Source organism: Leifsonia sp. Y862 (assembly GCF_057669585.1).
This window is the reverse complement of the sequence record NZ_JBYHFR010000003.1, coordinates 72457-91496: the sequence shown is the minus strand read 5'-3', so window position 1 is coordinate 91496 and position 19040 is coordinate 72457. Positions and strand designations below refer to the sequence as shown.

Genomic DNA, 19040 nt, shown 5'->3' with positions numbered 1-19040 from the left:
GGGCAACTTCACCGTCCCACGCAATTTGACAGGGAGCTCCGTTGAACGGAAATGCCACGACGAGGCACCAGAATGTCGCCCTGTTGTCGGTAGCGAGCACGATCGCACCGAGAATTACGACCTCTGAAGAGATCGACCACCGACTTGCCCCTGCCCTGAAACGGCTGCGACTGCCACAAGGCCTGCTCCAGCGCGTCGCCGGTGTGCACGAGCGTCGCAACTGGGACGAAGGCCAGAAGTTCGACGACGCGGCGGTATCAGCCGGCAAGCGCGCCCTCCAGGCTGCAGGCATCGAGCCTGGCCAGGTCGGGCTGTTGATCAACACCTCTGTGACGCGCAAGCATCTTGAGCCGTCGGTCGCCGTGCGCATCCACCACGGTCTTGGTCTGCCGTCGTCGGCGAGCAACTTCGATATCGCAAACGCCTGTCTCGGGTTCGTCAACGGGATGACGCTTGCCGGCCAGCTCATCGACGCCGGACAGATCGACTACGCGGTCGTCATCGACGGCGAGGACGCCGACGAGATCCAGACCAACACGATCGAGCGGCTCCGCAGCTCCGAGATCGGCCGCAAGGATTTCATGAGTGAGTTCGCCAGCCTGACCCTGGGCTCCGGCGCGGCCGCCGCGGTCCTCGGCCGGGCAGACGCACATCCAACAGGGCACCGGATGCTCGGGGGCGTCAGCCGCGCCGCTACCCAGTTCAACGATCTCTGCGTCGGCAGTGTCGACGGAATGTTCACCGACGCCAAGGCACTGCTCAAGGGCGGAATGGAGCTCGTCGTCTCGGCGTGGACCGAGGCCAAGCCAGACTGGGACTGGTCTGGGATGCACCGCTATATCCTGCACCAGGTCTCCGATGTGCACACCGACGCGATCCTGAAGGCCACGGGCATCGACCGCTCACGGGTGCCGCTCACCTACCCGAAGTTCGGCAACGTCGGACCGGCCTCGATCCCCATCACGCTCGCGGCAGAAGCCGAGAGCCTGAAGCCTGGCGACCGGGTACTCCTGATGGGCGTCGGCTCCGGTCTCAACACGGCCATGATGGAAATCGTCTGGTGACGTCTTCCCTGCCACGCTCCACCTCCACCTCCACACCGGCCCCGGCCTCACGCCCGCCCGCCGGGCTCTCCGGGCTCGACCCGGCCTTCTCGCGCCTGGTCGATGTGCCGGAGCGCGACAAGGATGGGCAGAACACCGGCGCAACGCGACGCTGGCACGTGCTCGACAACGCCGCGGAGCTTGACCGGCTCGGCGTTCAGCCCGTCGGCACCGTGCTCTGCGTGCACGGCAACCCGACCTGGTCGTACCTCTGGCGGCGCATGGTCGCCGCGGCGACGGCTGCGGCGACTACCGCAGCGAGTACCGCCGCGACTACAACGGATGCCGCCACTCCGGTCGGCGACGTCTGGCGCGTCATCGCAGTCGACCAGCTGGAGATGGGCTTCTCGGAGCGCACCGGGCAGCCGCGCGCACTCGAGCGTCGGGTTCTCGACCTGGCCGACTTCACCGCCGCCATCGAACTCGACGGCCCTGTCGTCACCCTCGGGCACGACTGGGGCGGTGTTGTGTCCATGGGCTGGGCCGTCGACCACCCCGAGTTGCTGGCCGGTGTCATGCTGCTGAACACGGCTATCCACCAGCCGGAGGGCACCCCGATTCCCGCCCCCCTGCGGCTCGCCCTGCGCCAGGGTGTGCACGGGTTGGCGACGGTCGGCACGCCGGCGTTCCTCGAGACGACGCTCGCCCTGGCGCATCCGCCACTGCCTGCCGACGTCAAGCGCGGCTATCGGGCGCCATACCGTGGTGCGGCTCGTCGCGGCGGTATCGGCACATTCGTCGCCGACATCCCGGTCGACGCCCAACAGGAGAGCGCTGCTGAACTCGACCGGATCGCAGAGGGAGTGCGGCATCTCAACGTGCCGGCACTGCTCCTCTGGGGCCCGCGCGACCCCATCTTCAGCGACCGCTACCTCGACGACCTCATTGAGCGGATGCCGCACGCCGATGTGCACCGCTTCGAGGGCGCTGGCCACCTCATCGCCGAAGACGTCGACTACGCGGCAGCGACCCTGACCTGGTTGGGCGACCACCGCCGGGGCGTCGACGCCGCCTCTGCACAGCACCCGGCGACCGAACCGGCTGAAGCGGCCGAACCAGCCGCTTCGGGATCTGACTCCGAGTTCCGTCCGCTCTGGCACTACCTCGACGAGCTGGGTCACAGCACCGAGACGGCATTGATCGAGATGGTGCCGTCCTCTGGCGCCGCTCCGCGCGTGGTCAGCTGGCGACTCCTGTCGACCCGGGTGCGCCAGATCGCCGCCGGGCTCGCCCGCATCGGCGTGAAGAAGGGCGACAGGGTCTCCCTGCTTGTGCAGCCGGGAGCCGACCTCACCGCGGTGCTCTATGCCTGCATCCGCATCGGCGCGATCGTCGTTGTCGCCGACGCTGGTCTTGGCCTTCGCGGCCTGACCAGGGCCGTGCGCGGCGCCCGGCCAGACCATGTCATCGGTGCTCTGCCGGGGCTCGTCGCCGCACGCGCCCTCAGCTGGCCTGGGCAGAAGATCTCTACCGTCCGCCTTCCCTCTGCTGCCGCCCGCGCGCTCGGTATCTCGTATGTGCTCGCCGATGTCGCCGCACTCGGCGCGGAAACTGATGGCGCCGCGACCCTGCCACCGGAGCCGTCCCCAGACGACACCGCCGCCATCCTGTTCACCTCGGGGTCGACGGGGCCGGCGAAGGGCGTCGTGTACACCCACGCGCAGCTGTCGGCCGTGCGCGACGCCCTCTCCGCGCAGTACGGCGTCGGCGTTGGCACAGGGCTGGTTGCCGGATTCGCGCCGTTCGCGCTGCTCGGCCCGGCGCTCGGAGCCAGGTCGGTAACCCCAGACATGGACGTGACGAGCCCGAAGACGCTCACCGCCACGGCCGTCGCCGCTGCGGTGGCCGCGGTCGACGCAACGGTCGTCTTCCTCTCGCCGGCCGCGCTCACGAACGTCGTGGCCACGTCCGACAGGCTCACCCCGTCGGATCATCGTGCGCTCGACGGAGTCCGCACCTTCCTCTCCGCCGGTGCACCGGTGTCAGAACGGCTGCTCAGCGCAGCGGCCAGGCTCATGCCCGGCGCGAGCGCGCACACGCCGTACGGGATGACCGAGGGCCTGCTCATGACGGACATCTCGCTTGACGGCATCCGTTCGGCCTCAGCGGATGCTGCGTCCGATGATGCAGCCCAGCACGACGACACCGCCACCGCTGGCGGCGTCTGCGTCGGGGTGCCGGCAGCCACGACCCTGGTGCGGATCAGCGCGCTCGACGAGCACGGCGCAGCCACGGGGGAGCCCGCAGAACTTCCGGGCGTGACCGGGGAGATCGTCATCTCCGCCCCGCACATCAAAGACCACTACGACCGGCTGTGGCTCACCAACCGGGCGTCGGCGCTCGGCACCACCAGCGGCCAGCGCTGGCATCGCACCGGTGATGTCGGACACCTCGACACCGCTGGCCGGCTCTGGGTGGAGGGGCGCCTCCCGCACGTCATCACCACGCCTGGCGGAGTGCTCACCCCTGTCGGCCCAGAGCAGCGGATCGAATCGGTGCCCGGCGTCGCGCGCGCGGCCGCCGTCGGCGTTGGCCCTGCCGGTGTGCAGCAACTGGTTGCGATCGTCGAAACCGAACCAACCGCACGCCGCGTCGGCCTGGCCTCTCCGGAGTTGGCCGCCGCCGTTCGCAGCGCCGCAACCGAGCCCGTCGCCGCGGTGCTTGTCGTGCCGAGGCTGCCCACCGACATCCGTCACAACTCAAAGATCGATCGCTCCCATCTCGCTCGCTGGGCTGCCGACATTCTCTCCGGCGGACGCATGGTGCGACCGTGAGAGTTCTCGTCACCGGTGCCAGCGGCCTGCTCGGTCGCGCGGTCGCCGCAGCAACTCTGGCCGCAGGGCATGAGGTGCGCACCTTCCAGCGGCGGCCGTCCGGCGTGCCGGGGGTCAGCGATGTGCTGGGCTCCGTCACCGATCCCGATGCGCTCGCTCGCGCCGTCGACGGCATGGACGCTGTCGTTCACCTCGCCGCGAAGGTGTCGTTGGCCGGCGATCCCGCCGAATTCGACACGGTCAACGTCGGTGGCACCCGCGGATTGATCGCGGCACTCACGGCAGCAGCGGCAGCGGATGCCGGTACCCGGCGCCTCGTCTACGTATCCTCGCCGTCGGTCGCGCATTCCGGTGACTCCATCGTGGGGGATCGCGCGATGCCGGCCGACCCCGCTCAGGCCAGGGGAGACTACGCCCGCACGAAGGCCGAAGCCGAACTGCTCGCGCTGGCCGCCGATTCGCCGAGTCTGCGCGTTGTCGCTGTTCGCCCGCACCTGGTCTGGGGTCCTGGCGACACCCAGCTGGTCGCGCGCGTCGTCGATCGGGCGCGCTCCGGCCGGCTTCCCCTGCTCGGCCACGGCGCGGCACTGATCGACTCGACGTACATCGACAACGCGGCATCCGGAATCGTGGCTGCCCTCGAACGAGCAGAAGACGTGCACGGCAGGTCGTACGTGATCACCAACGGTGAGCCGCGCCCAGTGGCCGAACTGCTGGCCGGAATCTGTGCAGCGGCCGGCGTGCGCGCCCCTGGCTGGCGCGTGCCGGCCGGGCTGGCCAGAACCGCCGGATCCGCGATCGAAGCGGTGTGGCGCATCCGCCCCGGTGTCGACGAGCCTCCCATGACGAGGTTCCTGGCCGAGCAGCTGTCGACGGCGCACTGGTTCGACCAGCGCCAGACTCGCACAGACCTGCAGTGGACACCGGCCGTCTCTGTGGACGAGGGACTCCGCCGCCTCGCGGCTAGCTACTCGGAATAGGTCTGACCCGCTTCTGCCCACTGCACTGCGCGCGTTAGCGCCCGCGCGTCAGGAGGTCCTGGTATTCGGCGTGCTTGTCGATCCAGAACGTGACGTACGGGCACTCGGCCACGACGGGAAGCGCCGTTCGCACGCGCACGTCATCCAGCGCTTGTTCAACGAGGGCGCTGGCCAGCCCGGCGTGCCGCCTGGACGGGTCGACTTCGGTGTGGGTGAACCGGATCTCGTGACCGTTGGTCACGTAGTCGAGCAGTCCAGCCATGTCATCGTCGAGCCAGACTGTGTACCGCGCGAGCGCGGGTTCGTGCCGCACCTCGACGGTGTGCGCTGACTGCTCTGTGTGCGCTGGGTGCCCGGTGTGCGCTGAGTGCACTGTGTGTGCTGAGTGCTCTGGGGCGGTCGATTCGTTCGCTGACAATTCGGAAGTCATCTTGAGAGAGTATTCCGCCTGACAGAATGAAGGAATGCCAATTGCGTGGTCACAGACGTCTCCCAGCCGTGTCATCCACGCCGATAACCTCGACGTGCTCCCGACGATTCCCGACGGTTCCTTCACGCTGATCTACCTGGATCCACCGTTCAACACCGGGCGAGTCCAGAAGCGCCAGGCCACCACGTCCAAGCGCGCTGTCGCGAAAGACGGCGCCCACGCCGTCGGGACGATCACCGGGTTCAAGGGCCAGCGCTACGAGCGGATCAAGGGCGACCTGCTCGGATACGACGACCAGTTCGAAGACTATTGGGCGTTCCTCGAGCCCCGGCTGATCGAGGCCTGGCGCCTGCTCGCCGACGATGGAACCCTCTACCTGCACCTCGACTACCGCGAGGCACACTACGCAAAAGTACTGCTTGACGCGCTTTTTGGCCGTGAGTGCTTTCTCAATGAACTCATCTGGGCGTACGACTACGGCGCCAAGTCGAAGAACCGCTGGCCGACGAAGCACGACACCATCCTCGTGTACGTCAAGAACCCCGACACCTACTACTTCGACTCTGCAACGGTCGACCGCGAGCCGTACATGGCGCCCGGCCTCGTGACGCCAGAGAAGGTGGCCAAGGGGAAGCTGCCAACGGATGTCTGGTGGCACACCATCGTGTCGCCCACCGGCAAGGAGAAGACCGGCTATCCAACGCAGAAGCCGATCGGCATCCTGCGACGGATCATCCAGGCGTCGTCCAGGGAGAACGACTGGGTGCTCGACTTCTTCGCCGGCAGCGGCACGACCGGCGCCGTGGCGGCGTCGCTGGGCAGAAATTTCGTGCTCATCGACCAGAATCCAGAATCCATCGCGGTGATCCGCGAGCGATTTGACCATCTGCCCGACGTGGAGTTCGTGCTCGAACCCTCACCAGCTCCCGTCGGCTGAGCGCACGTCCAGCCGCGGTCTGGAAGACTGGACTCATGAGATTCCGCGTCTTCACTGAACCGCAGCAGGGTGCCACGTACGACGATCAGCTTGCCGTGGCGCAGGCGACCGAGAAGCTGGGCTTCGACGCCTTCTTCCGCTCAGATCACTACCTCGCCATGGGTGGCGACGGCTACCCTGGCCCAACGGATGCCTGGACCACGCTGGCCGGCCTCGCTCGCGAGACCGAGCGCATCCGTTTGGGCACCCTGGTGTCGAGCGTGACCTACCGGCCGCCGGGAATCCTCGCGATCCAGGTGGCCCAGGTCGACCAGATGTCGCGCGGCCGCGTCGAGCTTGGCCTCGGCACAGGCTGGTTCGCTGAGGAGCACGCCGCCTATGGCATCCCGTTCCCCGCCAAGCGTTTCGGCATGCTCGAGGAGCAGCTCGAGATCGTGACCGGCCTCTGGAGCACGCCGCTCGGGGAGCGCTACAGCTTCACCGGTGCGCACTACGAGCTGGTGGACTCTCCTGCGCTGCCGAAGCCAACACAGGAGCGCATCCCGGTGATCGTCGGCGGCGGCGGCGCAAAGCGCACCCCGGCGATGGCAGCGCGATTCGCGACAGAGTTCAACCTGCCGTTCCCCGACTTCGCCGACATCCCGGCCAAGTACGCCGGTGTTCGGGCAGCCTGTGAGGCCATCGAGCGCGATCCGAACGAACTCGTCTACTCGGCGGCTCTCGTGGTCGCGACCGGTGCAGATGAGGCAGAGTTCACCCGGCGCGCTGCCGCCATCGGGCGCGAACCGGCCGAACTGCGCGAACACGGCCTCGCGGGAACGGCCTCAGAGGTCGTCGACCGACTGGGGGCGCTCGAAGCGGATGGCGTCGAATGCGTCTACCTGCAGGTTCTCGACCTCGCCGACCTCGACCACCTGGACTTCATCGCCCGCGAGATCGTGCCGCAGCTGGCCTAGGCTCCGCAGGTCGAGGAGCGCCCGAGGAACGAGGTCGCGTCTCGAGACCCTTCGTCGCGCGGCGCTTACGCCGAGTCGCGCACCACGAGAGACGTCGGCAGGCACGTGACGTGCTCTACGGGTGCGCCCTCAATCAGTCTGACCACGATCTCTGCCATGGTGGTGCCCATCTCCACGGCAGGCTGGTGCACCGTGGTGAGCGCTGGGGTCGCTCCGGCTCCGAAATAGTCATCGTCGAACCCGACAACGGCGATGTCGCCGGGAATCGACAGGCCCCGCTCGTGCAGCACGGTGTACGCCCCGGCGGCCATCTGGTCGTTGGCGGCGAACAGCCCGTCGATGGGCACGCCGCGATCCAGGAGCCTCCGCATGGCTTCGGCACCGGATGCCGGCGAGAAGTCCCCGAATTCCACCAGGGTGTCATCGAGCCCAGCGTCGGCGAGAGCGGTGCGCCAACCGGCCAGCCGGTCGACGCCGGGCGGCATGTCCTGCGGACCGGCAATTGTGGCGATGTTCCGGCGGCCCTGCGCGATCAGGTGTGTGGTGGCGGTCAGTGCACCGGCAGCGTTGTCGACGTCCACGTAGTAGATGTCACCCTCATTGAGGGCCAGCGGCCGGCCACCGAACACGGTGGGCAGCGCATGCCCGAGGTGGGCGAACGAGTGGTCTCCGGTGTGGTGCGAGACAACGATTGCCCCGTCGACGTTGCCGCCGAGCAGGTAGCGTCTCGTCTTCTCCGGGTGGTTCTCCGACGAGATGAGCATGGTGAGCGTGTAGTCGGTCTCGGCCAGGCTCAGTGCGACGCCCTGCACGACGGAGGCGAAGAACGGGTCGGTGAACACCTTCGCCAGCGACTCAGGTACCACGAGAGCGATGGCGTGGGTGCGCCTGCTGGCCAGCGACCTGGCTGCGCGGTTCGGAACGTAGTTGAGGGCGGCGATGGCCTCCCGCACGACGCTGGCAACTTCAGGGTTCACCGTGGGTGAATCATTGACCACGCGTGAGACCGTGGCCCGAGAGACCCCGGCCAGCGCCGCCACCATTTCAAGTGTCGGTACGGGCCGGGGGGTCGATGAATCTGGTGTCACTGTGATCTCCGAGAACCTGAGCAAGCGTCTGACTGCAGTGTCTGACTGCTGGGTTCAGTGTAGAGGCACCGCAACGGCGGAGTTGATCGACTTGATGAGCTCCGCATAGGCAAGCCCGCTGTCCTTGACGGTGCGAACCTGCGTGTCATAGTCGACCCGCACAATTCCAAAGCGCTTGCCGTAGCCCCACGACCACTCGAAGTTGTCGAGCAGCGACCACACGAAGTAGCCACGCACGTCGGCGCCGTCATCAATGGCGTTCTTGACGGCCGCAATGTGATCCATGATGAACGCCGCCCGCTGGTAATCATGCACGCGGCCGACCTCGCTCACGACGTCCTCGTATGCCGCGCCGTTCTCCGTGATGTACAGCGGCGGCAGGGTGTCATACTCGGCCGTGAGGCGCACCAGCAGCGTGCGGAGCCCGCCAGGGTTCACTTCCCAGTTCATGGCGGTGCGCGGCAGTCCGCGACTCGGGAAGGTGATGTACTCAGAGCCAACCCACGGGGATGCTGCCTGGCGAAGAGCCCCGCCGGAGTGTCCGTCCGCGCCTGTGTCGTCTGGATGCCCGCTGATGACGTCGTCGTGATAGTGGTTCACGCCGAGGAAGTCGATCGGGGCTGAGATGATCTCCAGGTCACCGGGTTCGATGACCTCGCTGAGACCGAACGGTTCCAGGTCCTCGAGCGAATCCGCCGGGTACTCGCCGCGCAGGATCGGGTCGAGGAAGATCCGGTTCTGCAGCGAGTCGAAGCGGCGGGCCGCCTCCAGGTCGACTGGGTCGGTCGCATCCAGCGGGATGGCGTTGCTCAGGTTGAGCGTGATGCCGAGATTCTCGGCGCCCAGCTCTCGCAGCGCGGTGACGGCCAGGCCGTGTGCCAGGTGCTGGTGGTGCACGGCGGCTATGGCGGCGCGCGGCTCGGTGCGGCCAGGGGCGTGAACGCCGGACGCATACCCGATCAGCGACGAGCAGAACGGTTCGTTGAAGGTGGTCCAGTGCGTGACCCTGTCGCCGAGCGCGGCGTAGACATCCGTTGCATATTCCGCGAAGCGGTATGCGGTGTCGCGGTTCGCCCAGCCGCCCTTCTCCTCAAGGGCCTGAGGCAGGTCCCAGTGGTACAGGGTGAGCCACGGCAGGATGCCGGCCTCGAGCAGCTCGTCGACGAGCCGTGAGTAGAAGTCGAGTCCGGCAGGGTTCACGGCGCGGTCCCCTGGACGCACCCGCGCCCAGCTGGTGGAGAACCGATATGAACCGAGACCGAGCTCCTTCATCAGGCGCACATCATCCGGCATCCGGTGATAGTGATCGACAGCCACGTTCAGGTTGTCACCGTTGGCGATAGCGCCTGGGACGCGCGCGAACGCATCCCAGACCGAATCTTCCTTGCCGTCTTCGTGTGCAGCGCCTTCGATCTGTGCCGCGGCGGTGGCCGAGCCCCAGATGAAGCCTTCCGGCCAGTTGGCCTGTGCGAGTTCCTGCTGTGGCATTAGCCCTTCACCGCTCCTTGCATGATTCCTGAAATTAGCTGCTTGCCCGCGATGATGAACAGCACGAGCAGCGGGATAGTCGAGAGAATTGCCCCGGTCAGTACCACCGGGTAGTCAACATATCGAGCCGATTGCAACTGCGAGAGCGCTGTCTGCAGTGTCGGGTTCGACGAGTTGAGAACGAGAAGCGGCCAGAGAAAGTCCGTCCAGGCCATCATGAACGTGAACAGGCCGAGAATCGCCATGGCAGGCCGGGCTGCCGGAAGTGCGACGTGCCAGAACGTGCCGATCATGCTGGCCCCGTCAACCCTGGCGGCCTCGATCAGCTCATCTGGGATGACGTCGACGAGGTACTGGCGCATGAAGAACACGCCGAATGCCGTGACGAGCGTCGGCACGATGACCGCGCCGATCTCGCCCGTCCAGCCCCACTGCCGCATGAGCATGAAGAGCGGGATGATGCCGAGCTGGGTGGGAATCGCCATGGTGCCGACGACGAAGACCATGAGCCAGTTGTTCCCCTTGAAGCGCAGCTTCGCGAACGAGTAGCCGGCCAGCGTCGAGAAGAAAACGACGGAGATGGTGATGATGCTCGAGATCAGAATGCTGTTGCCGAGTGCCTGCCAGAACGGGATGCTGTCGAGAACTTCACCGACGTTGATCCAGAACCGGCCGCCGGGCAAGAGCGGTGGCCAGGTCTCGCCCCTGGCCGAGTTGTCGCTCGATCCCATGACGAACGACCACCAGAGCGGATACGCCGATGCGGCGAGGAAAGCGGTCAGCAGGCCGTAGACCAAAAATCCTGGCCTGGCGTCGATACCCATCTGCTTGCGCCGCTTCGGAAGGCGGGAGGAGCTGGAAGCGGATGCCGGGGCGTTGCCGCTGGCAGGCGCCTCGATGGGCGGGGTTGCGATTGCCTGGCTCATAGTCGTGACTCCTCTGCACTCGCGTCGAGGGCGAGTTTCGCTGACGTACCCCTCTGCTCTGCACTGTCGTAATCTGTGCTGCCGTTATCTGCGCTGCCGTTATCTGCGCTGCCTATACCGGCACTGCCTTTATCGGCGCTGAGCGCGTCCAGCTTTCGTCGGGTGCGTTTTTTCGTCACCCGGGCTTCTGTCGAGGCGATTCGCTTTGAGATCAGGAAGTTCAGCACGCCGAACGCGACGATGATGAGGAACAGGAGCCAGGCGATAGCGGATGCCTCGCCGAAGTTCTGCCGGAAGAACGCCATTTCCCAGAGGTAGAGCACCGTGGTCTGGAACTGGCGCGCAGAGCCACCCGCGGTCACCGGGTCGAACAGGCGCGGCTCCGTGAAGATCTGCAGTCCGCCGATGGTGGCCGTGATGATGACGAAGATCATGGTCGGGCGGATGCTGGGCACGGTCATGCTGAAGAAGCGACGGATGGCGCCTGCGCCGTCGATCGCGGCAGACTCGTGGATGTCGCGAGGCACAGACTGCATGGCGGCGAGCAGGATGAGGGCGTTGTAGCCCGTCCAGCGCCAGTTCACCATGGTGGCGATCGCGATGTGGCTGGGGAGGGTCTCGGTCTTCCACATGACAGCGTCGAGGCCGAACGAGCCGAGGATGTTGTTGATCAGCCCGTACTGCTCATTGAACATGTTGGTGAAGATGAGCGAGACGGCGACGGGCGTAACGATGTACGGCAGCAGCACGCTCATGCGCCAGAAGGTCTTCGCCCGAATGTTCTGGTCGAGCACCGCTGCAATGGCGATGGCTGCGATGAGCTGCGGGATAGACGAGAGCAGGAAGATGCTGAAGGTGTTGAACAACGAGTTCCAGAAGAACCTGTCGTTCAGCACTGCGACGAAGTTGTCGAGTCCCACGAAGTCGCCCTGGCCCTTGAGCAGGTGCCAGTCGAAGAGGGAGACCACGAACGTGTAGACCAGCGGGAACAGCCCGATGAGCGCGAAGAGGATGAAGAACGGCGCAATGTACAGGTAGGGAGACGCCTTGACGTCGAGGCGGCTGAAGCGTTGGCGAAGCGCTGAACGTTCATGCCGGGGCGTCGGTGCCATCGCTGGGGTGGTCACCTCTTCCACCTCCGGCGGGCTGGTGCTGAGAGACATGGTGATGCTTTCTTTCGAGCGGGCTGGACAGCTCCCGCCAGGCCCGACCTGTACGGTGCGAGCCTGGCGAGAACGGGGGAGTGCTAGTTGTTGACGACGAGTTCGTCGATCAGCTTGAGGGCTTCATCCCAGCCGGTCTTCGCGTTCAATTCGCCGGCTTCGACGCGGTCGAGCACGGCCTGGAAGACGTTCTCCTGGATGACCGAGTCGTCAGGACCCTTGAACTGGGCGGTAACACCCTTTGCGCGCTCCGCGAGGATGGCGCCAACCGGCGCTCCCTGGAAGAACTCGTTCGGGGTGGCATCTGCCGCAAGGGTTTCCTGCGCCTCAGTGGTGCTCGGGAAGGTTCCAGCTGCCTCGAACTGCTTGACCTGCTGGGCAGGCTCGGTGAGCCATGCTGACAGCGCGGCTGCCTCGGCCTGGTGCTTCGACGTGGTCGGAACGGAGAGGAACGCGCCGCCCCAGTTCGATGCTCCACCGGGGTTCACATCAGCGAAGTCCCAGCCGGTGCTGGCGTCGCCGCCGCCGGACTCGGTGTTGCCCTGTACGACTCCGAGCATCCAGCCTGGGCAAACGAAGGTGGCGAAGCTGCCATCAACGAAGCCCTTGCCGCCGCCCCAGTCCCAACGGGCCTGCTTGGCCGAGAGGCCATCTGAGATGCCCTGGGTGATCCAGCCCCAACGCTCTTCGAGGTCGGCATTGCCGTCGACGTTGAGTTCACCGTCGGCGGTGTAGTAACCCTCGTCCAGCTGGTTGACCATGGAGTTCCAGACGAAGCTGGACTGGTCGAACCAGGCCTTGCCCGTTTTAGCCTTGTACTCGTTGCCGAGCTTGAAGTACTGGTCCCAGGTTGCGTCGGCGCCACCGAAGAGGGCGGCAACTTCCTCGCGGTCGCTGGGGAGGCCAGCAGCTTCGAACAGTGCGCCGTTGTAGCAGAGGCCCTGCGGGCCGATGTCGGTGCCGTAGCCGATGACTCGGCCGTCGGCATCCGTGCCCTGGGCCAGCTTCCAGTCGACCCAGCGGTCGCTGATGTCGTCTGCGCCGAACTCCTTGAGGTCGGTGAACTGGTCGGAGACCTCCATGACGGAGCCAAGCCAGCCTTCCTCGATGGCGACGACGTCGCTGAGGCCGGTGCCGGCGGCGAGCTTCGTGAACAGGTCGGTACGGGCGTTTCCGCCGGTGTCGATGTTCGTGGCCTTGATGGTGATGCCCGGGTTGGCGGCCTCATATTCCTTGTAGAGGTCGTCGTAGCCGAACGTTCCGAACGTGGTTACGGAGAGTTCGATCGGGTTGTCGGTCGAGCCTGCGTCGCTGCTGTTTGCTGAACAGCCGGTTGCGACGAGCGCGAAAGCTGCTGCGCCGGCAACGGCAGCGACAGCGGTGGTGCGTCGTGAGAGCTTCACGGTCACTCCTTTGTGTGTGTGCGTGATGGGAGAGTATGAGAGCGCTCTCTCATCAGCTGTGAGAGCGCTCTCACGTATTACAGATGACAACATAGGGTGCCTTGCATCATGCTGTCAAGAGAGCGCTCTCACGTAAGCGCTTCCACTTTGGATCCGGGTACCACCAGCAACGGATGCCGGTCAAGACTTGGTGGCCTGCCCCGGAAGTTTCACGTCCCTGGTGTGCGTTCCCGGTTCCACGAGCGCGCCCATCGAGTCGGCTGCACCCCTGGCATGGCCGGACATTTCGGTGATTTCCTGGTCTGGGCGAACCGGACGACCCGGACGCGCCCCGACTGGACCTGCATTAGCTCCCGTCCCCACATCGGCACGAGCACCGGCACCGACCGTGGCACCCACGTGTTCAGCGCCGACTTCCTCCGCGCCCACTTCCTCATCAATTTCTGCGCCGACACCCATGTCGTCGCCCTCGCCGGCGCCCTCAGCCACCGCGGCCTCCGCCACTGCAGCTTCTAACCCAGCCTCAGCTTCTGCTTTCTCAGACTTGGCCGCCTCATCTGCGGCTTCCTGCAGGGCAGACGTCTTCCGCAACGGCGGTGCCTTGAGGAACCAACTGACGATGAACGCGACAAACACCACTACGAAGCTCACCCAGAACACCGTCACCGATGCATCGTTGAACGCCACCAGGAACGGATGCTTGAGCACCGGGCTGGCCGAGTCGAGAAACGCCGTGTCGCCATCGAGTGCGGTACCGAGCCCGCTCGGGTTTTGCAGCAGCTTGAGCACCTCTGCGTTGTTCGGATCATCCCGAATCGCCGGATTCTCTGCGGCAGCCCTCAGGCTCTCGATGGTCGATGGTTCGCTGAAGACGGCCCTCATAGTGTCTGGAATTCGGGTGAAGAGCACAGAGAACAGCACGGCAGTGCCGAGAGTTCCACCGATTTGCCTGAAGAAGGTCGATGCAGCCGTCGCCACCCCAATGTCTGGTGCGCCAACAGAGTTCTGGCTTGCAATGGTGAGCGTCTGCATGAGCTGGCCGAGGCCAAGGCCGACAAACAGCATCCCCACCATCATGAAGGTGACAGGGCGGTCGGCTGTGGCAAATGTCATCCAGCCGAACCCGAGTGACATGAACGCCGTGCCGATCACGGGGAATTTCTTGTAGTGGCCTGTGCGCGCGATCAATTGACCGCTCACGATCGACGAGATCATGAGCCCGAGAATCATCGGAAGCAGGAGCAGGCCGCTCTCGGTCGGCGTCGCCCCGTTGACCAGCTGCAGGTAGAGCGGCAGCGTCATCATGGCGCCGAACATTCCGAAACCGACGAGCACGCCGAGTACGGTTGCCACCGAGAATGTGGGCGACCGGAAGAGCTTGAGTGGGATGAGCGCGTCGTCACCCATGAGCTTCTCGGCGATGATGAATGCCACAATGCCGAGCGCGCCGACCACGTAACAGGTGATCGCATCCGCAGAGCCCCACCCCCAGTTGCGGCCCTGTTCCGCCACGAGCAGGAGGGGAACCGTCGCGACGATGACCGTCGCGGCGCCCCACCAGTCAATGCGCACATCCCGTTTGAAGCGGGGAATGTGCAGGAACCGCAGCACCATGACCAGCGCGACGAGTCCGACAGGGATGTTGATCAGAAACACCCAGCGCCAGCCAGGAATCCACAGGATCTGCGTCGCCCCAGCGAACAGCCCACCGAGCAGTGGCCCGATCACGCTGGAGATGCCGAAGACGGCAAGGAAATATCCCTGGTATTTGGCGCGCTCACGCGGTGCCAGGATGTCGCCCATGATCGTGAGCGGCAGCGCCATCAGGCCGCCTGCACCGAGTCCCTGCACCGCGCGCGAGAGGGCGAGGCCGTACATGGACGTGGCCATGCCAGACAGCAACGAGCCGATGAGGAAGATCGTGATGGCGATGATGAACAGCGCGCGCCGCCCGAAGAGGTCGCTCAACTTGCCGTAGATCGGTGTGCTGATCGTGGACATGATCAGATACGCCGTTGTCACCCACGCCTGCAGGGCCAATCCGTCGAGGTCGTCCGCGATTGTGCGCATCGATGTGCCGACCACTGTCTGGTCGAGGGCGGAAAGGAACATGCCTGCCATCAGGCCAAAGATCACTAAGAGGATCTGCCTGTGAGTCATGATGGGCGCTGGAGAGCCCGTTGTTGACGTGGCGTTCATCGAACGCGAAACTACGCCTCGTTCACCCGGATGACAATGAGTTTGGGGCGATGCCGGGTTGCTCCCGGCGTGGATGCCCTGCGGGGCTATGCTCGAAATCGTGTCTGAACCTGGCCGGCATCCCGGTGTCTCGAAGCGTGTTCGCCGCCGCCGCGCCCTCGTCCTGGTGGGCGGATTCGTCGTGCTCGCGATCGTTGCAATCGCTTCCGGCATAGCCTCCGCGCGCGACTCCTCTGATGCGTCACCCGTCGCGTCAACGGCCACCATCGCTCCGAAGCCGAGCGCGACTCCGCTGCCAGACAAGACCCCACGGCCGAGCCCGACAGATTCGCCTGTGCCCACCGTCGTGCCAACGTTCAACAAGGCGGCTCAATCGATCGACGATCCGAACAGCCTCTGGGTCGTCGTGAACAAGACCAGGCCGCTGAATCCCACGAACTTCGAACCAACGGATTTGGTTGATGTGCCCGTGCCGCACACGTGGGCTCCGCGCATGCGCGCGGAAGCCGCCAACGCCATTGTCAGTATGTTCTCCGCAGCCTCCGCCGAGGCCGGGTTGACGCTCGCCTCGAACAGCGCGTATCGCAGCTACGACTCGCAGGTTGACGTGTACAACCAGGATGTCGCGGCAAACGGCCAAGCCTTTGCCGACACGAGCACGGCGAGGCCGGGCACGAGCGAGCACCAGACAGGGCTCACCATGGACATCGGTGCCTCGTCAGGAAACTGCTCTCTGAGTACCTGTTTCGGTGACACCCCAGAGGGAATCTGGCTCGCTGCCAATGGCTGGCGATTCGGGTTTCTGTTGCGCTACCCGGCCGACAAGCCTGACATCACTGGCTATGCATTCGAGCCCTGGCACTATCGCTACATCGGCACAGACCTCGCGGCAGAAATGCACAACACGGCCACGACAACGCTCGAAGAGTTCTTCGCGTTGCCTGCCGCGCCGAACTACGGATAGGGGTCATCCTCTCCACCCCCGGTGCATGAGCTTCATATGCTCTACACAGGTTTCTGCCACGCGAGTGTGGTTCTCTGGTTAATCCCCCACTCCCAATTGGGAGAACGGTTTCACGCGACCGTGGCAGCCCTGAGTTGCCGCGCGTATGCACGAGTGGCCATGGATTGCTTCCGCAATCGGGACCACGCTGGCGGCGAAACTCTCGTCGGCGCGGGGGACACGGTTTTACATTGGAGCACCAGTAAATGGCAACAAGCGCCCGCAAGAATGAACGTCGATCGAAGAAGGCACGTCGGCGGCTGACCGCACTCGTGCTTGCCATCGTCGTCGTGGCAGGCGTGATTATTCTCATCGTCAACCTCGGCAATGGCAAAGCGCCAGAAGCACAGGGCGCAGCCACCCCAGCTGCCACCGGCGACGCCAGGGTCGCGCAGGACGAGACAGGCGAAGCGGATGCCGCCAGCGTTGTCACCGCCACGACAGACAACCCGCAGATTCTGGCGCAGCTGGACTACGTGAACACGTACTGGCTGAACTACAACGACGACTACGGTGTCATCACCGGCAACGACTGCGTGAACTTCACCAGCCAGTCACTCGTGCAGCGCGGCTGGGAGATGGACGACGAGTGGTGGTCTGATGGTCCAAGCACAGCATTCGACTACTCCAAGCCCTGGGTGAGCTCAACGGCATTCCGTGACTATCTCGCCGATTCAGGGCGCGCCACGGCGCTGACCGATGACCAGCGCGACCAGGTGAAGCTCGGCGATGTTGCCCAGTTCGACTGGGACAACTCCGGCGACCGCGACCACACGGCCGTCGTCACCCGCATCGAGAACACCGACGGCAACATCACGATCTACTACGGTGGCCACACCGATGACACCGACTTCCGTTCAGTCGACTGGGCCATCGATGTGAACCACCCGGGGGCCACCGCCTACTACTGGAGCATTCCGGAGTAGACGGCAGCGGCCCGAGCATCGACTAGGCGATAGCGGCGTCGACGATGGCCTTGGCCTCCGCCTGCACCTGGCGCAGGTGCTCGTCGCCGAGGAACGACTCTGCGTAGATCTTGTAGACGTCTTCGGTTCCGCTCGGGCGGGCGGCGAACCAGGCGTTCTCCGTGACCACCTTCACGCCGCCGATGGCTGCGCCGTTGCCCGGCGCGTGGCTGAGCTTGGCGATGATCTTCTCGCCGGCCAGCTCTGTTGCGTCAATCGCGTCGCCGTCGAGCTTGCCGAGCTTGGCCTTCTGCTCTGGCGTTGCCGCGGCATCCACTCTGGCGTATGCGGGGGAGCCGAACTTCTCTGCAAGTTCCGCGTAGCGCTGGCTCGGCGTCTTCCCGGTGACGGCCAGGATCTCTGAGGCGAGCAGCGCGAGCAGGATCCCGTCCTTGTCAGTCGTCCACACCGTGCCGTCGAAGCGCACAAAGCTGGCGCCGGCGCTCTCTTCGCCGCCGAAGGCGACAGAGCCGTCGATGAGGCCGGGGACGAACCACTTGAATCCGACCGGAACCTCCCACAGATCGCGTCCGAGGAAACCGGCAACGCGGTCGATCATGGTCGAGGAGACCAGCGTCTTGCCGATTTTCGCATCGCCGCGCCAGCTAGCCCTGTGGCTGTACAGGTAGTCGATCGCAACGGCCAGGAAGTGGTTGGGATTCATGAGTCCGGCATCCGGTGTCACGATGCCGTGGCGGTCGGAGTCCGCGTCGTTGCCGGTGAGGATGTCGTACTCGTCCTTGTGGGCGAGAACGGATGCCATCGCATTCGGGCTCGACGGGTCCATCCGGATCTTGCCGTCCCAGTCCAGCGTCATAAAGCGCCAGGTCGGGTCGACGTGCGGGTTGACCACGGTGAGGTCGAGTTCATAGCGGTCACGGATCGCGCCCCAGTAGCCGACGCTCGCGCCCCCAAGCGGATCTGCGCCGATGCGGATGCCGCTCTTCTTGATCGCAGCCATGTCGATGATGTTCTCGAGATCGTCAATGTACGTACCGCGGAAGTCGTAGGTCTCGACCGCGCTGGGTTCGCTCCGCAGCACGTTGTTCAGGCCGTCGACGAGCAGTTCGTTGGCCCTGGCGGCGATCCACCCGGTGACATCGCTGTCTGCGGGTCCGCCGTGCGGCGGGTTGTATTTGAAGCCGCCGTCTGTGGGCGGGTTGTGGCTCGGGGTCACCACGATGCCGTCGGCCTGGTCGTCGTTCCCACCGCTGTTGTAGCGGATGATCGCGTGTGAGAGGGCGGGCGTCGGCACGTAGTCGTCGAACTCGTCGACCAGCGCACGCACGCCATTGGCCACGAGAACCTCGAGCGCCGTCGTGTATGCGGGGGCGCTCAGCGCGTGGGTGTCTGCTCCGATGAAGAGCGGGCCCGTGATGCCCTGCGCTGCGCGGTATTCCACGATCGCCTGCGTTGTCGCAATGATGTGGTCCTCATTGAACGCGCCGTTCAGGGAGCTGCCCCTGTGTCCTGACGTGCCGAAGACCACGCGTTGTTCTGGGATGGCTACATCCGGTTTTATGTCGTAGTACGCACGCACCAGGGCGTCGACGTCGATCAGATCAGTATCTTGTGCTGGTGTTCCCGCGCGTTCACTCATGAACTCAGTTTGGCACTGCAACTAG

The 19040-nt window shown here is 65.2% G+C and carries 15 protein-coding genes; 7 read left to right on the top strand and 8 right to left on the bottom strand.

Annotated features, from left to right (window positions below):
• The first annotated feature begins 41 nt into the window (after positions 1-41).
• Genes AC25Z0_RS14750 through AC25Z0_RS14740 form a run of 3 tightly spaced genes read left to right on the top strand, consistent with a single transcriptional unit; the run spans position 42 to position 4857 of the window.
• Positions 42-1064: a 3-oxoacyl-ACP synthase III gene (locus tag AC25Z0_RS14750; RefSeq protein ID WP_488121560.1), complete on the top strand. Its 1023-nt coding sequence runs from the start codon at positions 42-44 to the stop codon at positions 1062-1064.
• Positions 1061-3877, top strand: coding sequence for an alpha/beta fold hydrolase (locus AC25Z0_RS14745; RefSeq protein WP_488133692.1), 2817 nt, complete (start codon positions 1061-1063; stop codon positions 3875-3877). The genes AC25Z0_RS14750 and AC25Z0_RS14745 overlap by 4 nt, the downstream gene beginning before the upstream one ends.
• On the top strand, positions 3874-4857 hold the full coding sequence (locus AC25Z0_RS14740) for an NAD-dependent epimerase/dehydratase family protein (RefSeq protein ID WP_488133691.1): 984 nt from the start codon (positions 3874-3876) through the stop codon (positions 4855-4857). The genes AC25Z0_RS14745 and AC25Z0_RS14740 overlap by 4 nt, the downstream gene beginning before the upstream one ends.
• Before the next feature lie 34 nt (positions 4858-4891).
• Here the strand turns inward: AC25Z0_RS14740 and AC25Z0_RS14735 are convergent, their stop codons facing one another.
• Entirely contained in the window at positions 4892-5287 is a 396-nt protein-coding gene (locus AC25Z0_RS14735; RefSeq protein ID WP_488121557.1) for a GNAT family N-acetyltransferase, read from the bottom strand.
• Positions 5288-5321: 34 nt separating this feature from the next.
• Here AC25Z0_RS14735 and AC25Z0_RS14730 point away from each other — a divergent pair, with 34 nt between their 5' ends.
• Positions 5322-6224: a DNA-methyltransferase gene (locus AC25Z0_RS14730; protein ID WP_488121556.1), complete on the top strand. Its 903-nt coding sequence runs from the start codon at positions 5322-5324 to the stop codon at positions 6222-6224.
• 35 nt (positions 6225-6259) lie between these two features.
• Positions 6260-7180 (top strand): LLM class F420-dependent oxidoreductase, encoded by a 921-nt coding sequence (locus AC25Z0_RS14725; RefSeq protein WP_488133690.1) that lies wholly within the window; start codon positions 6260-6262, stop codon positions 7178-7180.
• A gap of 65 nt (positions 7181-7245) precedes the next feature.
• Here AC25Z0_RS14725 and AC25Z0_RS14720 read toward each other — a convergent pair whose 3' ends face one another.
• From AC25Z0_RS14720 to AC25Z0_RS14695, 6 genes are all read right to left on the bottom strand, one after another.
• Positions 7246-8268 (bottom strand): LacI family DNA-binding transcriptional regulator, encoded by a 1023-nt coding sequence (locus AC25Z0_RS14720; RefSeq protein WP_488121554.1) that lies wholly within the window; start codon positions 8266-8268, stop codon positions 7246-7248.
• Between the two features lie 54 nt (positions 8269-8322).
• A complete protein-coding gene (locus tag AC25Z0_RS14715) occupies positions 8323-9756 on the bottom strand; it encodes a GH1 family beta-glucosidase (protein WP_488121553.1) in 1434 nt (477 codons plus the stop codon).
• Positions 9756-10580 (bottom strand): carbohydrate ABC transporter permease, encoded by an 825-nt coding sequence (locus tag AC25Z0_RS14710; protein WP_488121611.1) that lies wholly within the window; start codon positions 10578-10580, stop codon positions 9756-9758. The genes AC25Z0_RS14715 and AC25Z0_RS14710 overlap by 1 nt, the downstream gene beginning before the upstream one ends.
• A gap of 98 nt (positions 10581-10678) precedes the next feature.
• Positions 10679-11794, bottom strand: a complete 1116-nt coding sequence (locus tag AC25Z0_RS14705) for a carbohydrate ABC transporter permease (RefSeq protein ID WP_488121610.1) — start codon at positions 11792-11794, stop codon at positions 10679-10681.
• Positions 11795-11928: 134 nt separating this feature from the next.
• Complete coding sequence (locus AC25Z0_RS14700; protein WP_488121552.1) at positions 11929-13254, bottom strand: ABC transporter substrate-binding protein; 1326 nt, start codon at positions 13252-13254, stop codon at positions 11929-11931.
• Positions 13255-13428: 174 nt separating this feature from the next.
• Entirely contained in the window at positions 13429-15447 is a 2019-nt protein-coding gene (locus AC25Z0_RS14695) for an MDR family MFS transporter (protein ID WP_488121551.1), read from the bottom strand.
• Positions 15448-15547: 100 nt separating this feature from the next.
• On the opposite strand from AC25Z0_RS14695, the gene AC25Z0_RS14690 reads away from it, so the two are divergent.
• The gene (locus AC25Z0_RS14690) at positions 15548-16411 is read left to right on the top strand and encodes a M15 family metallopeptidase (RefSeq protein WP_488133689.1); all 864 of its coding nucleotides are present in this window, start codon (positions 15548-15550) and stop codon (positions 16409-16411) included.
• 245 nt (positions 16412-16656) lie between these two features.
• On the top strand, positions 16657-17376 hold the full coding sequence (locus AC25Z0_RS14685) for an amidase domain-containing protein (RefSeq protein ID WP_488133688.1): 720 nt from the start codon (positions 16657-16659) through the stop codon (positions 17374-17376).
• Between the two features lie 22 nt (positions 17377-17398).
• Here AC25Z0_RS14685 and pgm read toward each other — a convergent pair whose 3' ends face one another.
• Positions 17399-19015 carry a phosphoglucomutase (alpha-D-glucose-1,6-bisphosphate-dependent) gene (gene pgm, locus AC25Z0_RS14680; protein WP_488121548.1) on the bottom strand — a complete coding sequence of 539 codons (1617 nt, stop codon included), beginning with the start codon at positions 19013-19015 and terminating at the stop codon, positions 17399-17401.
• Positions 19016-19040 lie beyond the last annotated feature (25 nt).

Coding starts and splice junctions, on each gene's coding strand:
- AC25Z0_RS14735 (WP_488121557.1), bottom strand. CDS start 5,287: ATGACTTCCGAATTGTCAGCGAACGAATCGACCGCCCCAGAGCACTCA.
- AC25Z0_RS14730 (WP_488121556.1), top strand. CDS start 5,322: ATGCCAATTGCGTGGTCACAGACGTCTCCCAGCCGTGTCATCCACGCC.
- AC25Z0_RS14725 (WP_488133690.1), top strand. CDS start 6,260: ATGAGATTCCGCGTCTTCACTGAACCGCAGCAGGGTGCCACGTACGAC.
- AC25Z0_RS14715 (WP_488121553.1), bottom strand. CDS start 9,756: ATGCCACAGCAGGAACTCGCACAGGCCAACTGGCCGGAAGGCTTCATC.
- AC25Z0_RS14710 (WP_488121611.1), bottom strand. CDS start 10,580: ATGGGTATCGACGCCAGGCCAGGATTTTTGGTCTACGGCCTGCTGACC.
- AC25Z0_RS14705 (WP_488121610.1), bottom strand. CDS start 11,794: ATGGCACCGACGCCCCGGCATGAACGTTCAGCGCTTCGCCAACGCTTC.
- AC25Z0_RS14695 (WP_488121551.1), bottom strand. CDS start 15,447: ATGAACGCCACGTCAACAACGGGCTCTCCAGCGCCCATCATGACTCAC.
- AC25Z0_RS14685 (WP_488133688.1), top strand. CDS start 16,657: ATGGCAACAAGCGCCCGCAAGAATGAACGTCGATCGAAGAAGGCACGT.
- pgm (WP_488121548.1), bottom strand. CDS start 19,015: ATGAGTGAACGCGCGGGAACACCAGCACAAGATACTGATCTGATCGAC.